The sequence below is a fragment of the Rahnella rivi genome (assembly GCF_019049655.1).
In the GTDB taxonomy this organism is placed as follows: Bacteria; Pseudomonadota; Gammaproteobacteria; order Enterobacterales; family Enterobacteriaceae; genus Rahnella; species Rahnella rivi.
Genome location: NZ_JAFMOX010000056.1, coordinates 90,409 through 105,490 on the forward strand (window position 1 = coordinate 90,409; position 15,082 = coordinate 105,490).

General features: G+C 52.9%; 14 protein-coding genes and 1 tRNA gene. 8 read left to right on the top strand and 7 right to left on the bottom strand.

Annotation, left to right across the window (positions count from 1 at the left end; translation table 11 throughout):
* Positions 1-57: 57 nt before the first annotated feature.
* The 3 genes from J1779_RS10070 to gdhA all read left to right on the top strand — a co-directional run bounded on the left by J1779_RS10070 (position 58) and on the right by gdhA (position 2,761).
* Positions 58-756, top strand: a complete 699-nt coding sequence (locus tag J1779_RS10070) for an acid phosphatase (protein WP_217203681.1) — start codon at positions 58-60, stop codon at positions 754-756.
* A gap of 63 nt (positions 757-819) precedes the next feature.
* The gene (locus tag J1779_RS10075; RefSeq protein ID WP_274388805.1) at positions 820-1,305 is read left to right on the top strand and encodes a methylated-DNA--[protein]-cysteine S-methyltransferase; all 486 of its coding nucleotides are present in this window, start codon (positions 820-822) and stop codon (positions 1,303-1,305) included.
* 112 nt (positions 1,306-1,417) lie between these two features.
* Positions 1,418-2,761 carry an NADP-specific glutamate dehydrogenase gene (gdhA, locus tag J1779_RS10080; protein ID WP_056782375.1) on the top strand — a complete coding sequence of 448 codons (1,344 nt, stop codon included), beginning with the start codon at positions 1,418-1,420 and terminating at the stop codon, positions 2,759-2,761.
* Between the two features lie 93 nt (positions 2,762-2,854).
* Here gdhA and J1779_RS10085 read toward each other — a convergent pair.
* Positions 2,855-2,931 (bottom strand) — tRNA-Ile (locus J1779_RS10085).
* 142 nt (positions 2,932-3,073) lie between these two features.
* Here J1779_RS10085 and mug point away from each other — a divergent pair.
* Positions 3,074-3,571, top strand: coding sequence for a G/U mismatch-specific DNA glycosylase (gene mug, locus J1779_RS10090; protein WP_056773022.1), 498 nt, complete (start codon positions 3,074-3,076; stop codon positions 3,569-3,571).
* Positions 3,572-3,653: 82 nt separating this feature from the next.
* On the opposite strand, the gene rpoD is transcribed toward mug, so the two are convergent.
* The 3 genes from rpoD to rpsU all read right to left on the bottom strand — a co-directional run bounded on the left by rpoD (position 3,654) and on the right by rpsU (position 7,782).
* Positions 3,654-5,492 (bottom strand): RNA polymerase sigma factor RpoD, encoded by a 1,839-nt coding sequence (rpoD, locus tag J1779_RS10095; RefSeq protein ID WP_056773019.1) that lies wholly within the window; start codon positions 5,490-5,492, stop codon positions 3,654-3,656.
* A gap of 191 nt (positions 5,493-5,683) precedes the next feature.
* Entirely contained in the window at positions 5,684-7,432 is a 1,749-nt protein-coding gene (gene dnaG, locus J1779_RS10100) for a DNA primase (RefSeq protein WP_056773016.1), read from the bottom strand.
* 134 nt (positions 7,433-7,566) lie between these two features.
* The gene (gene rpsU / locus J1779_RS10105; RefSeq protein WP_001144069.1) at positions 7,567-7,782 is read right to left on the bottom strand and encodes a 30S ribosomal protein S21; all 216 of its coding nucleotides are present in this window, start codon (positions 7,780-7,782) and stop codon (positions 7,567-7,569) included.
* A 344-nt stretch (positions 7,783-8,126) separates the two neighbouring features.
* Here rpsU and tsaD point away from each other — a divergent pair, with 344 nt between their 5' ends.
* The gene (gene tsaD, locus J1779_RS10110) at positions 8,127-9,140 is read left to right on the top strand and encodes a tRNA (adenosine(37)-N6)-threonylcarbamoyltransferase complex transferase subunit TsaD (protein WP_217203682.1); all 1,014 of its coding nucleotides are present in this window, start codon (positions 8,127-8,129) and stop codon (positions 9,138-9,140) included.
* 95 nt (positions 9,141-9,235) lie between these two features.
* Here the strand turns inward: tsaD and plsY are convergent, their stop codons facing one another.
* Positions 9,236-9,865 carry a glycerol-3-phosphate 1-O-acyltransferase PlsY gene (plsY, locus tag J1779_RS10115; RefSeq protein WP_122096473.1) on the bottom strand — a complete coding sequence of 210 codons (630 nt, stop codon included), beginning with the start codon at positions 9,863-9,865 and terminating at the stop codon, positions 9,236-9,238.
* Positions 9,866-9,972: 107 nt separating this feature from the next.
* Here plsY and folB point away from each other — a divergent pair, with 107 nt between their 5' ends.
* Positions 9,973-10,329: a bifunctional dihydroneopterin aldolase/7,8-dihydroneopterin epimerase gene (gene folB / locus J1779_RS10120; protein WP_217203683.1), complete on the top strand. Its 357-nt coding sequence runs from the start codon at positions 9,973-9,975 to the stop codon at positions 10,327-10,329.
* Between the two features lie 186 nt (positions 10,330-10,515).
* Positions 10,516-11,340: an undecaprenyl-diphosphate phosphatase gene (gene bacA / locus J1779_RS10125; protein ID WP_056773091.1), complete on the top strand. Its 825-nt coding sequence runs from the start codon at positions 10,516-10,518 to the stop codon at positions 11,338-11,340.
* Between the two features lie 74 nt (positions 11,341-11,414).
* On the opposite strand, the gene J1779_RS10130 is transcribed toward bacA, so the two are convergent.
* Together J1779_RS10130 and J1779_RS10135 are read right to left on the bottom strand one after the other, a co-directional pair.
* A complete protein-coding gene (locus J1779_RS10130) occupies positions 11,415-12,650 on the bottom strand; it encodes a multifunctional CCA addition/repair protein (RefSeq protein WP_056773004.1) in 1,236 nt (411 codons plus the stop codon).
* Between the two features lie 198 nt (positions 12,651-12,848).
* Positions 12,849-13,469: a TIGR04211 family SH3 domain-containing protein gene (locus J1779_RS10135; RefSeq protein ID WP_056773002.1), complete on the bottom strand. Its 621-nt coding sequence runs from the start codon at positions 13,467-13,469 to the stop codon at positions 12,849-12,851.
* A 264-nt stretch (positions 13,470-13,733) separates the two neighbouring features.
* Between J1779_RS10135 and J1779_RS10140 the strand changes: the two genes are divergently transcribed.
* On the top strand, positions 13,734-15,041 hold the full coding sequence (locus tag J1779_RS10140) for a CYTH domain-containing protein (RefSeq protein ID WP_217203684.1): 1,308 nt from the start codon (positions 13,734-13,736) through the stop codon (positions 15,039-15,041).
* Positions 15,042-15,082 lie beyond the last annotated feature (41 nt).

Consider the following 15,082-nt stretch of genomic DNA (forward strand, 5'->3'; position numbering starts at 1 on the left):
ACCGTCACATTCCTTCTCTACTCTCCTGATATTCACACTACTATCAGGAGTTTCACCGTGCGTAAGTCCCTCATTGCTCTGCTGCTTTTCACCCTCGGTTCCACCTTTGCCGTTCAGGCTGCTGACGAAGCCAAACCCTTTATCACGGCTCAGGAACTGGATCTGACCAAATATCTGCCTGCGCCGCCGGCGGATGATTCGGCAAAGACCAAAGCGGAACTGAAAGAATTGCTGGAGATTCAGGCCACCCGCACGCCGGAGCAGGAAAAAGCGGCGATTGCCGATGCTGAAGAAAACGTCTGGCGTTTTGCCGATGTGATGGGGCCGGATTTTGACGCCGCGAAACTGCCGAAAACTGCCGCGCTGTTTGACCGGGTTATCGCGACCGAAGACGTGGTGGACGATCACGCCAAGAAAGCCTTCAACCGCCCGCGCCCGTACATGCTCGATGAACAAATCCATCCGCTGCTGAAAAAATCCAAATCCGGTTCATGGCCTTCCGGTCATTCAACGGTAGGGTATCTGATGGCGACGGTGCTGGGCGAAATGGTGCCGGAAAAACGCAACGCGCTGTTTACCCGTGCGGCCGGTTACGCGGAAAACCGTCTGGTGGCCGGTTTCCATTACCGTTCTGATACCGTCATGAGCCGCACCGGTGCTGCGTTGATCGCACAAAAAATGGAAGAGCAGCCGGATTTCAAAACGGAATTCGATGCGGCAAAAACAGAACTTCGCACCCAGCTGGGCCTGAAATAATTTTCGTCAGTTCCTGCCTTTCCGGTAAAGTGTGGGGCGTAAAACTCGCAGAGGAAGGGACTGATGGAATACAGATTCAAGCGAATGGCGTCACCGGTCGGGTTGCTGACCCTGGCGGCGAAAGGCGACAAACTGACGGCTATTTTGTGGGAATGTGAAATCGACGGACGCGTGCCTCTGGGTGAGATGACCGAAGACCCGGCGTTTCCCATCCTGCTGAAAACCGAGCAACAGCTGAACGAATATTTCGCCGGCGAACGCACGCGTTTTGAGCTGGAGCTCGATTTTACCGGCACCGCATTCCAGAAAGAAGTCTGGGCGGCGTTGCTGGAAATCCCGTTTGGCGAGACGCGCAGTTATAGCGATATTGCCCGGCGTATCGGCCGCCCTAAAGCGGTTCGCGCCGTCGGTGCCGCCAATGGCCGCAATCCCATTTCTATTGTGGCGCCTTGCCACCGTGTGATTGGTGCTTCCGGTAAGTTAAGCGGCTTTGCAGGCGGGCTGGATAACAAGGCATTGTTATTAAAACTAGAAGGTCGTAAATCGTAGGGTTTTTATCGGGAAATAAATTGCTTGAAGTCCGCTTGTCAGTCGATGCATAGTCAAAAAATAAGCAGTAAATAAAAAAGACAACATCACTTACAGACGGAGTTCTACATTAATGGATCAGATTCAATCCCTCGAACAGTTCTTATCCTCAGTCCAGCAACGCGACCCGCATCAGGTCGAATTCTCCCAGGCCGTACGCGAAGTCATGACTACGCTGTGGCCTTTCCTCGAACAACATCCGCAATACCGCCGTTCTGCTTTACTGGAGCGTCTGGTGGAGCCGGAGCGTGTCATTCAGTTTCGCATCGCGTGGGTGGATGACAAAAATCAGGTGCAGGTGAACCGTGGCTGGCGCGTGCAGTTCAGCTCGGCCATCGGCCCGTACAAAGGCGGAATGCGTTTCCATCCGTCGGTTAATTTATCGATTCTCAAATTCCTCGGCTTTGAACAGACTTTCAAAAATGCGCTGACCACGTTGCCGATGGGCGGCGGGAAGGGCGGCAGTGATTTCAACCCGAAAGGCAAAAGCGAAGGCGAGATCATGCGTTTTTGTCAGGCGCTGATGCTTGAACTGTATCGTCATCTTGGTCCTGATACCGATGTGCCTGCGGGCGATATCGGCGTCGGCGGGCGTGAGGTCGGGTATATGGCGGGGATGATGAAAAAGCTCTCCAACAATACGGCCAGCGTGTTCACCGGCAAAGGCTTGTCGTTCGGTGGCAGTCTGATCCGCCCGGAAGCCACCGGTTACGGCCTGATTTATTTCACTGAATCGATGCTTAAACGCCACGGTCTGGATTTTGAAGGCATGCGCGTAGCGGTATCCGGCTCCGGTAACGTCGCGCAATATGCGATTGAAAAAGCCATGTCACTGGGTGCGCGGGTGATCACCGCATCTGATTCTAACGGCACCGTGGTCGATGAAGCCGGTTTCACCCCTGAAAAACTGGCGCTGCTGACGGAAATCAAAGCCAGCCGCGATGGCCGCGTAGCCGATTACGCACAAAAACTCGGGCTGACGTATCTCGAAGGCCAGCAACCGTGGAATGTGCCGGTGGATATCGCGCTGCCATGTGCCACGCAAAATGAACTGGATGCCGCAGCGGCGCGCGTGCTGATTGCCAATGGCGTGAAAGCGGTAGCCGAAGGCGCGAACATGCCGACCACCATTGAAGCGACCGACTTGTTCACCGACGCGGGCGTTTTGTTCGCGCCGGGCAAAGCGGCGAACGCCGGCGGCGTGGCGACGTCCGGGCTGGAGATGGCACAGAACGCCGCGCGTCTGAGCTGGAAAGCCGAAGAAGTGGATGCGCGTTTGCGTCACATCATGCTGGATATTCATCAGTCGTGCGTCGAGTACGGCGGCGAAGGCCGGCAGACGCAGTATGTGCGTGGCGCAAATATCGCAGGCTTCGTCAAAGTGGCGGACGCGATGCTGGCGCAGGGCGTGCTCTGATTTTAGGGCGTCACTTTTGGGGCAATGAATTTAGCTAACAAAAAAGCCACTTCGCGAGAAGTGGCTTAATTATATGATTTTAAAGCTAAAATTTGGTGGCCCTTGCTGGACTTGAACCAGCGACCAAGCGATTATGAGTCGCGTGCTCTAACCAACTGAGCTAAAGGGCCGAGGTGCGGGATTATACGGTAAACTTTGCTCAGAGGTCTATATGTGTTCGGTGTGTATGCGCGTTTTGTGCGCAGTTGCAGCATATTGTGATCGTTAACTATTTTATCGATAATCACTGCAAATACGTTTCAGGGCAAGATTATGATTACTGATATTATTGATAAGGATCTGACCGTGGTTTTTTGCGGTATCAATCCTGGTCTGTCGACAGCGCACCACGGTTATCATTTTGCTAACGCCAATAACCGGTTCTGGAAAGTTATCCATCAGGCCGGGTTTACTGAGCGTCTTCTTAAGCCTGAAGAAGAGCAGCATCTGCTGGATACCGGTTGTGGTATCACCATGCTGGTAGAGCGCCCTACAGTGGAAGCGACTGAACTGGTGCGCGATGAGCTGCGGGAAGGCGGGGCGGCACTGACAGAGAAGATTGAACGCTATCAGCCGCGGGCGCTGGCGGTGCTGGGCAAGCAGGCTTTCAGTAAAGCGTTTGGTATCAGCAAGGTGAACTGGGGGCGTCAGGCTCTGAAAATCGGTGACACAGAGGTCTGGGTGCTGCCTAATCCCAGCGGGCTGAATCGTGCGACACTCGACAGCCTGGTCGCGTCTTACAAAGAATTGTATGACGCTCTGAACGCCTGAGACGTCAGATAGACAGAATAAAAAAGCCCCGCCACTTCAACAGAAGGGCGGGGCTTTTTAATGGCTGTCAGCCTGGGGACGACTAGTCGTCCAGGAAGCTGCGCAGCACTTCAGAGCGGCTTGGGTGACGCAGTTTACGCAACGCTTTCGCTTCGATCTGACGGATACGCTCACGGGTTACGTCGAACTGTTTGCCCACTTCTTCAAGCGTGTGGTCAGTGTTCATATCGATACCGAAACGCATACGCAGAACTTTCGCTTCACGTGCGGTCAGGCCAGCCAGTACGTCGTGCGTTGCAGAACGCAGGCTTTCAGACGTGGCAGAATCCAGTGGCAGCTCAAGGGTGGTATCCTCGATGAAATCACCCAGATGCGAATCTTCATCGTCGCCGATTGGCGTTTCCATGGAAATTGGCTCTTTCGCAATTTTCAGCACTTTGCGGATTTTGTCTTCCGGCATCAGCATACGTTCAGCCAGCTCTTCCGGCGTCGGCTCACGGCCCATCTCTTGCAGCATCTGGCGGGAGATACGGTTGAGTTTGTTGATCGTCTCAATCATATGCACCGGGATACGGATGGTACGCGCCTGGTCGGCGATGGAGCGGGTGATAGCCTGACGGATCCACCAGGTCGCATAAGTTGAGAACTTATAACCACGGCGATATTCAAACTTATCAACGGCTTTCATCAGGCCGATGTTACCTTCCTGAATCAGATCAAGGAACTGCAGACCACGGTTGGTATATTTCTTCGCGATAGAAATAACCAGACGTAAGTTTGCTTCAACCATCTCTTTCTTGGCGCGACGGGCTTTCGCTTCGCCGATCGACATGCGACGGTTAATGTCTTTGACCTGTTCAATCGTCAGGCCCGTTTCTTCTTCGATCTGACGCAGTTTCATCAGGCCGCGTTGCACGTCTTCGGTGACTTCTTTCAGCTTCTCAGACCATGGTTTACCCATTGCCAGAGCCGCATCAAACCAGGTATCGCTGGTTTCGTTACCGGCGAACAGATTGACGAAGTTTTTCTTCGGCATTTTGCACTGTTCAACGCACACCTTCATGATCAGACGTTCCTGAGTACGGACGCGATCCATCATGGAACGCATGCTGTTGACCAGGAAATCGAACTGTTTAGGCACCAGACGGAACTGTTTAAACACATCGGACAGCTTCAGAATTTCTTCAGCAGCGCTTTTGTGGTTACGGCCATTTTTCTTGATAACGGCACGGGTCGCTTCGTGTTGTTCACGCAGATCGGTGAACTTCTGGCGCGCCAGTTCAGGATCGATGCTGTTGTCGTCTTCAGCATCGTCGTCATCTTCTTCATCGTCGTCGTTGTCGTTCTGCTCTTCGGTGGTCAGTTCAGAACCCACGTGAGTGGCGGTCGGCGCGATTTCTTCTTCAGCGTTAGGATCAACAAAACCGGTGATCAGATCAGACAGACGAGCTTCACCTGCTTCCACACGGTCATATTGTTCTAACAAATAGGTGATAGCTTCAGGGTATTCAGCAACGGAGCACTGCACCTGATTGATACCGTCTTCGATACGTTTGGCGATGTCGATTTCGCCTTCACGGGTCAGAAGTTCAACGGTACCCATTTCGCGCATGTACATACGCACAGGATCGGTAGTACGACCAATTTCGGATTCAACGCTTGAAAGTACCTGTGCCGCGGCTTCTGCAGCATCTTCATCGGTATCAGGGCGGTTTTCGGCCAGCATCAAATCATCGGCGTCCGGCGCTTCTTCAAGAACCTGGATGCCCATGTCGTTAATCATCTGGATGATGTCTTCGATCTGATCGGAGTCGACGATATCTTCCGGCAGATGGTCATTGACCTCAGCAAAGGTCAGATAGCCTTGCTCCTTACCACGGGTGACAAGTAGCTTAAGCTGTGACTGCGGGTTTTGCTCCATAAGACGGTATCCACACTTCAGAGTATTTGGGTTCGTGTCGGTCGGGTGATATCGCCAACAATAACGTTAGGGGCGTTTATTGTGCCGCGGCCCACCAGGGCGGCTCTGCGCAGGGCCATGCCCCGCTTTTAATCGGCACTTAAGCCGTGTTCTGAGATAGCGCCTCACGCGCTACCGATATGTTCTAATTTTTAGTTCTTTCTCGCTAATACCTGATTCAGGGAACTGACTTCTGTGCGTTCCTCCGGGCTCAGGCCGTGCGTCCTGGCTTTTGCTATCAAGGTTTCAAGCCGTTGCTCTAAAATTGAGTCATACAGGCTGGCGAGCGTGGCACGAAATTCTTCTTCGACCATGTCCTCTACGATCATGTGGTTCCATGTCGCCAGAGTTTCAAGCTGTTGGTAGAACTTATTGTCGCGATAAAGTTCCAGTAACTGGCCGGTTGTCAGCCCCGGTTGGGCTAAGCAAGTGCTGACTAACTCGCTGAACAAATCCAGTCCAGGTTGCTTCGCTTGTTCCAAACCTTGCAGCGAGGGTATAAGTGTAGCCAGTTGTGGATTTTGTACCAGTAACCCTATAAGTATACGCATGGTTGTGCGTTTTAGCTGGGGCGCCTGATAGCTATTGCCATTCTCGGCCTGTTTGGGCATCAGCTTTTCGAGCTGACTGTCATCCAAAATGCCGAGCTTGTTCCCTAACTGCTGACGCAAATACATGCGCAATGTTTCACCGGGTACCTGACGGATCAGCGGCAATGCCAGCATACTCAATTTGGTCCGCCCGTCAGGGCTGCTCAAATCGACCTGCGGCATCAGCGAATCAAACAGGAATGTGGACAGCGGCATTGCCTGTTCCATTCGTTGTTCGAACGCGTCTTTACCTTCTTTGCGCACCAGAGTGTCCGGATCTTCGCCGTCGGGTAAAAACATAAACCGCAGCTGACGCCCATCATTGAGATACGGCAACGCTGTTTCCAGCGCACGCCACGCGGCTTCGCGCCCTGCACGGTCACCGTCATAACAGCAAACGACGGTATCCGTACTGCGGAACATCAGCTGAATATGGTCGGCCGTGGTGGATGTTCCCAGTGATGCGACGGCATAATCAATGCCGAACTGCGCCAGTGCCACGACGTCCATATACCCTTCAACCACCAGCAAACGCGTCGGAGTCGGGTGTTTCAATTGCGCTTCATAAAGGCCATAGAGCTGGCGGCCTTTATGGAAAATTTCAGTTTCCGGTGAGTTGAGGTATTTCGGGGTACCGTCACCCAAAACCCTGCCACCAAATGCAATCACGCGGCCACGCTTATCGCGGATCGGGAACATGACCCGTTCGCGGAAGCGATCATAGCTGCGTCCGTTGTCATTGGTGACCAACATACCGGCGTCAATCAGTGATGCTTTGTCATCGGCATTTTTACCAAAACGCTTTAGGGCGTTGTCCCAACCCGGCGGGGCGAAACCGATGGCAAAATGTTGGATGACGTCTGCACTTAAACCACGCTGGGCAAGATATTCCCTCGCGGGTGCACCTGCAGGTTGTTTAAGCGACTGTTGATAGAACTCGCTGAGCGGGGTCATCAACTGGTAGAGGCTTTGACGCTGGTGGCGTTCCATCTGGCTTGGACCCGTGCCTGCTTCATACGGCACTTCCAAACCTTGCATTGTCGCCAGTTCCTCAATGCTTTCGACAAACTCAAGTCTGTCATAGTTCATCAGGAAATCGACGGCATTGCCGTGGGCACCACAGCCGAAACAGTGATAAAACTGCTTATCGCCATTTACGGTAAATGAGGGTGTTTTCTCATGGTGGAAAGGGCAGCACGCGTGATAGTTTTTACCCTGTTTCTTGAGCTTTACTCGGGCGTCGATCAAATCGACGATATCGATGCGGGCCAGCAAGTCATTGATAAATACGCGCGGAATTCTCCCAGCCATAAGCCCCTTACTCACTAGCCTATAAACGAGAACAAGCCGCGCATCCCTTTCGGAAAGCACGGCCTTCGTATGCTACTACGCAGTCTGCGCGTTCTTAATATTGCAAATCACGCGATTGGGGTTACCCCCGAAGATTAATACAGACGAGTGCGACGTGCGTTTTCGCGAGCCAGTTTCTTGGCGTGGCGTTTTACTGCAGATGCTTTAGCGCGTTTACGTTCAGTAGTCGGTTTTTCATAGAACTCACGACGACGAACTTCGGCTAATACACCTGCTTTTTCGCAGGAACGTTTGAAGCGACGCAGAGCTACGTCGAACGGCTCGTTTTCACGTACTTTAATTACAGGCATGTGCCTCTCACCTCGATAAAATCGGTTTGTTTGCTGATGTTGTACCAGCACATTTCAAAATGGTGCGGAATTTTACTCCAATTCGCGTCGCCTTGTAAAGCATAACGGCAAATTGAAACGGGTGCTTTCTGCAACCCTTCTGCAACATTGTGCGCTCGCTTTTGCGTCGGGCGCCGATTATATACCAATCAACCCAAATTGCTCGACATTAATTGGCCGTAACGATGATTGATACTGAGGGGGGAAGTAACTGGCAGGAATGACTACGCGGATGCAGCGCCCGCAGGTGCTTGTGTGCTAAACTGCGCGCCGCAAGTTAGCCTGAAACTATGACGGAAAGAGTGATGCGAGTACTGGGTATTGAAACGTCCTGCGATGAAACCGGAATTGCAGTTTATGACAGCGAAACCGGTTTGTTAGCTAACCAATTGTATAGTCAGGTAAAACTGCATGCAGATTACGGCGGCGTCGTGCCAGAGCTGGCCTCGCGAGATCACGTCCGTAAAACAATACCTCTGATTCAGGCTGCGCTCAAAGAAGCCGGGCTGACCGCACAGGATATTGATGGTGTCGCGTATACCGCAGGCCCTGGCCTGGTCGGCGCGTTGCTGGTGGGGGCGACCATTGGCCGCTCTCTGGCATTCGCCTGGAATGTGCCCGCAGTGCCCGTCCATCACATGGAAGGCCATCTGCTGGCGCCGATGCTTGAAGATAATCCCCCTGACTTTCCGTTCGTTGCGCTCTTGGTGTCTGGCGGTCATACGCAGTTAATCAGCGTCACGGGGATCGGTGAATACACCTTGCTGGGCGAATCCATTGATGATGCCGCAGGCGAAGCATTTGATAAAACGGCAAAATTGTTAGGTCTGGATTATCCCGGCGGCCCGCTTTTGTCGAAAATGGCCTCCGAAGGCGTGGCTGGGCGATTTACGTTCCCGCGTCCGATGACCGATCGTCCCGGACTGGATTTCAGCTTCTCGGGCCTGAAAACTTTTGCGGCGAATACTATTCGCGGCAATGACAGCGATGCGCAAACGCATGCGGATGTCGCGCGTGCTTTCGAAGATGCCGTCGTGGATACGCTGGCGATTAAGTGTAAACGCGCGCTGGAACAGACCGGTTTTAAACGGCTGGTCATGGCCGGGGGTGTCAGTGCGAACCGTACGCTGCGCGCGAAATTAGCCGAGATGATGACCAAACGCGGTGGCGAAGTTTTCTATGCCCGCCCTGAATTTTGTACCGATAACGGCGCGATGATCGCCTATGCGGGTATGGTTCGGTTGAAAACCGGTGCAACGCCAGACCTGGGCGTAACGGTTCGCCCGCGCTGGCCTTTGGCTGAATTACCGCCAGTCTGAGCAAACCGATGCTGTCAAATTCAGGCGTTACAGGGGTATAAACCCATAAAAAAACGACCCACATGAGGTCGTTTTTTTATGTATGAAACGCGAGGTTATTCGTCTTTATTGTCTTTCGCCGCTTTACGTTTCTTTTTCAGCTTATCCCAGATTTTCCCTTCCTGACCACGCCACAGGCGCTGAATATTGTCGTGATGGCGCAACAGAATCAGACATGAAAGCATGGCCACCGGGAAGGTGAATTCGGGTTTAAACCACCAGACATAAAACGGTGCAATCAGCGCGCTCACGATGGCGCCAAGTGACGAGTAACCACTCAGCAGCACTGTCAGCAGCCATGTACCGGTCATCAGGCCGGTCAGGTCCCAGCCGATAGGGGCGATAGCACCGAAGGCTGTCGCTACGCCCTTGCCACCTTTAAAGCGGAAGAAGACCGGGTAAATGTGACCGAGGCAGGCCGCAATGGCCGTCAGGCCAAGATACATCGGTGGAATGTGGAAACTGTAGGCAAGCCAGACGGGAAGCATACCCTTGAGCACATCGAAGATCAGGACGGCAGCGGCAGCCAGGCGTCCGCCCAGCCGCAACACATTTGTCGCGCCGGGATTACAGGATCCTGCGGTGCGTGGATCAGGCAAACGGGCTACCCGGCAGACCAGAATCGCACTGGAAATCGAGCCGCAAAGGTAGGCGAAAATAATCATTCCAAGCGCGGTAGCACTCATAAAGCCGTTCCGTCTAATAAGGGTCGTTTTAATCGCAACATCCATGGATAATACGCATTTTCTGCTGGAAGTGGTATCCGGCTTGGCTAAAAACAGAGAAACGCGTGATGGATATCGTATTTATTGAGCAACTAAATGTAATCACTACTATTGGTGCCTACGATTGGGAACAGACCATTAAACAGAAACTAGTGTTCGATATCGAAATGGCGTGGGATAACCGCAAGTCGGCTTCCAGCGATGATGTGAATGACTGTTTAAGCTACGCGGATGTCAGTGACGCCGTGATCGCGCATGTTTCCTCGCAAAACTTTGCTCTGGTGGAACGTGTCGCAGAAGAAGTGGCGACGCTGCTTCTGCAACGATTTAATTCTCCGTGGGTGCGGATCAAACTCAGCAAGCCCGGCGCAGTGGCGCAGGCGGCGAACGTCGGGGTGATCATCGAGCGCGGCCAACGTTTTTAATTCCGGTGATGGATAGAAATCAGAAACTGCTTGTCTATTGATTGTCATAAAGAAGCGTTAAAAGTAGATGCCGGTTCACAGGCCTCTGCTGATTGAAGCGGCTCAGTACGATGTCGCTTTTTTATTGTCTGCTGTGCAGCATATTTTCCCGCAAGCGGGTATCTGATGGGGTTGGGTAAGCTAATGATTGCTGAAAGTCATTCTTTGCTGGTTGCCGTTATTATGGGAGTGGTGGAAGGGCTGACCGAGTTTTTACCGGTTTCCTCCACCGGGCATATGATCATTGTGGGTAATCTTTTAGGGTTCACCGGGGATAAAGCGAAATCATTCGAAGTGATCATCCAGCTGGGTTCTATTCTGGCCGTGGTGGTGATGTTCTGGCGTCGCCTGTTCGGCATGATTGGTCTGCACTTTGGTAAGCCACCGGTTCACGAAGGCACAGGAACCCGCCGTCTGAATCTGCTGCATATCCTTCTGGGCATGATCCCGGCGACAGTGCTGGGGTTGTTGTTGCACTCGCAGATCAAATCGTTGTTTGAACCTAAAAATGTGATGTATGCGCTGGTCGTCGGCGGCTTTTTACTGATTGCCGCCGAACTGTTCAAGCCGAAGAAGCCGCGTGCTGAAGGGCTGGATGACATGACTTACGCACAGGCATTTTTGATCGGTGTGTTCCAGTGTCTGGCGTTGTGGCCGGGGTTCTCCCGTTCGGGAGCGACCATTGGTGGCGGGATGTTACTCGGCGTCAGCCGTTTTGCCGCGTCCGAATTCTCCTTCCTGTTGGCCGTGCCGATGATGCTGGGCGCCACGGTGCTGGATGTGTATAAAAGCTATGGTTTCCTGAGCATGGCCGATTTGCCGATGTTCGCCACCGGCTTTGTGACAGCGTTTATCGTCGCGCTGTTTGCGATCAAAACCTTCCTGGCCGTGATCAAGCGCATCTCGTTTATTCCGTTCGCAATCTACCGCTTCTTCGTGGCACTGGCGGTTTACTTCGTCTTTATTGCCTGATTTCAGCGAATATAAAAAAGCCCCGTGACAATGTCCGGGGCTTTTTTTCATGCGTTTTCCGCCGCACCGGATGATCAGATTGCGGGTTCCTGCGCGGCTTTCCATTGTGCCAGAATCTGCGTCCGTCGCTTTTTCAGCTCATCACGGATTTCTATCCCCTGAAAACCGTCATCGAGCACTTCTTTATTCGAAATACTGCTCGCGATGTTAAAGGCTTCACGCAGGTAATCTCCCTGCGGATAGGGATTGTTTTCAAAGGTTGTACGCCCGCGAGCATCGGCTTCACTGGTCATGATCATTTGCTCAAGACGCTGCGGTTTACGCCAGACATCGATGGTATCAAACAGTTTTAACAGGGTTTCCGGGCGCAATTTATTCACGGTATGGATGAGATCGTGGAACTCTGCCACCAGCTTGGCCAGATCACGAATATGCGTCGGGATTTTCAGCCGCTGGCAGAGGTTCTCCACCAGTTTCACGCCCGCCGGGCCGTGGCCGTGATGGGCTGGCCAGAATTGCGGCGGTGTCAGGGCTTTGCCCAAATCATGGCAAAGCGCCGAAAAACGCACATCAACATCTGGCGTCAGCTGGCTGGCTATTTTCAGCGTCATCAGGGTGTGTATGCCGGTATCGATTTCCGGGTGCCATTTCTCCGGCGCGGGTACGCCAAACAGCGCGTCAATTTCCGGGAACAGGACTTTCAGGGCGCCACAGTCGCGCAGCACCTGGAAAAACACCTGCGGATCCTGCGTCTGCAACGCTTTCTCCGTCTCCTTCCACACACGTTCAGGCGTCAGGGCTTCCAGTTCACCGCTTTCTGCCATCTGCTGCATCAGCGTGCGGGTTTCCGGGGCAACCGTAAAACCTAAATGCGCAAAGCGCGCGGCAAAGCGGGCAACGCGCAGAACACGCAGCGGATCTTCGCCGAAAGCGTCGGAAACGTGGCGCAACAGGCGCAGCCCGATATCACGCTGGCCGTGGTAAGGATCGATAAGTTCGCCTTCTTTGCTTTTGGCGATGGCATTGATGGTCAGATCCCGACGCATCAGATCCTGTTCCAGCGTCACGTCCGGCGCGGCGTAACAGGTAAATCCGTTGTAACCGGCACCTGATTTACGTTCCGTTCTCGCCAGCGCGTATTCATCGCGGCTGACCGGATGCAGGAAGACCGGAAAATCTTTACCGACCTGCTGATAACCGTTTTCCAGCATGTATTCAGGCGTAGCGCCTACGACCACCCAATCGTGTTCAGACACAGGCAGGTTTAATAAACTGTCTCGGACTGCGCCGCCAACCAGGTAAATCTCCACGCGATAACTCCTGAAGTAAGGTCAATTCAGCACATCTCGGCGCTGAAAATAAAGAATGGACTCTGACGTTATCATAGCAAACCTGGTCTTCATCATCGCCGGTAAGTGCTGTTTGTTTACCGGATAATGGAAACAAGAAAAGGCACCGAAGTGCCTTAGCGTTAACTCTGAACAGGAACCCGTGAAGGCGTTAGCCTGTCAGCTCATCCAGCGATCTTTTTTCTTGCGGCGCGGGATCAGGTGCGGTAACAGCAGACCCAGAACCAAACCTACGCCCGCCACACCGCCACCGTACATAAACCACTGTAAAATAATAGTGCGTTGCTTGTCGTCGAGCTGAACATTCACCGCGTTAACCTTCTTCTCGGCGATGATCTTCTGGTTTTTCAACTCCTGATTTTCTTTCTTCAGGGCGTTGATAATGCTGTCACTGGAAGCCACTTTGCTCTGCATTTCCGCAGTACGCTGGTTCCAGCTGGAATCGATATTCGTCAGCTTGTCCGTCAGCGTTTTTACCTGATTTTCAAGATCAGGCACGCGGGTACGGATGCTCGGCAGATTGCTTAACTGATCGAGAGGGATCCAGGCGGTTTTCCCTTTTGAGTCAATGATTTCACCGTACTTAGTGCTGTCATTGACGCTGCGTAAGGTGACTTCATCACCGGCATTCAGCGTGCCAACAATGCGATACTGATTACCCGGACCACTGTGGATATACGTAATCAAATCGTCGGAAATGTAGCGCTTCTCATCGGCATGAGCGCCCCAAGTGATGCTTAAGCCAAGCAAAGCGAAACCAATCAGGCGTAATTTATGCATTATTTCATCGTTTCTTTGTGAATTTAGGGAACGTGAAGTGTGGATCCGTCTTATCAGGATACGTCTTCTGGCAACCGCAGTTATTAGCGATCGCATTAATTTGGTGACCGATAGTAAGGGCAACAGTGTGACGACGCAATGCATAAACCGGAATGAGAACTATCTTACAATCCCGCAACATGCGGCTTGCGCGCAGTGCTTATGGTAGAATTGGACAGACGCATTTATCCCTTTTGGCAGCAAAGAATCGGTGTGAAGACCCTTATGACCGTAGAAATAGAATTAAAATTTATCGCCACCCCGGCCACCATTGCCGAGTTACCCGCGCAACTTGCTCGTTTTACCACTGAGCACACCGCGCCTACGAAACTCACCAACATCTATTTTGAGACTGCGGAAAACTATTTACGTTCGCACGACATTGGCTTACGTATCCGCGGTTTCGACGATCAGTATGAAATGACCCTTAAAACCGCCGGCAAAGTGGTGGGCGGTTTACACCAGCGGCCGGAGTATAATGTTGAGCTAAAAAAGCCGGTGCTTAAGCTCAGCGCATTCCCGAAAGATATCTGGCCGGAAGGCTGCAAGGTAGCGGCGCTGCAAAAAGCGCTGGCACCGTTATTCCGCACGGATTTCACCCGTGAGAAGTGGGTGATCACTTACGGCGAAAGCGAGATCGAACTGGGTCTTGATTTGGGCGAGGTGGTGGTGGGTGAATTGTCTGAGCCGCTGTCTGAAATCGAACTCGAGCTGAAAAAAGGTAACACCGCAGATTTACTGGCGCTGGCCGCAGAAATCGCTGAGCACGGCGGTTTACGTCAGGGTGGGTTCAGCAAAGCAGCGCGCGGTTACCATCTGGCGAAAGGCAATCCGGTACGTGAAATCAAACCTTTGCCGGTTTTCCAGGCCAAACCGAAAGCCACCGTGGAACAGGCGATGGCAGGGATGTTCGAGCTGGCGCTTGATCACTGGCAGTATCACGAAGAACTGTGGGTGCGCGGCGATAAACTGGCGCGTCCGGCAGTGTTGCAGGCCGTAGAGACTGTGCGTCAGATTCTGGTGCTGTTTGGCGGGCTGGTGCCGCGTAAGGCTTCTGCTGAGCTGCGCACCTTGCTGACAGACCTGGTGCCGGTGCTGGAACAGAAATCCGCCGATGCGCAGGAAGTCTGCTTCAGCGCTGCCTATCTGAAATGTAAGTTAGTGCTCACCTCATGGCTGACAACGTCGGGCTGGACGCCGTTTATCGATGATAAATCAGCGAAGAAGCTCGAAGGTTCTTTCAAACGCTTCTCCGACATCATGCTTGGCCGTACCGCTGCCGATCTGAAAGAAGCCTTTGCACAACCGCTGACCGAAGAAGGTTACCGCGACCAGCTGGCACGCCTGAAGCGTCAGATCATCACCTTCCATTTGCTGTCAGGTGCCTACCCTGAGCGTGACGTTGCCGCGTATCTGGCGGGCTGGACCGAGCTGCAACAGGCGATTATCCAGAAGCAACTGGCGCTGGAGGATTCTGCCCGTTCGCAGGCGTTGATGATGGATGCCTTCTGGCTAAACGGCCAGCCACGTTAATTGACTGATAAGCCTGGGCTCATTGCCCGGGCTTTTTTTTT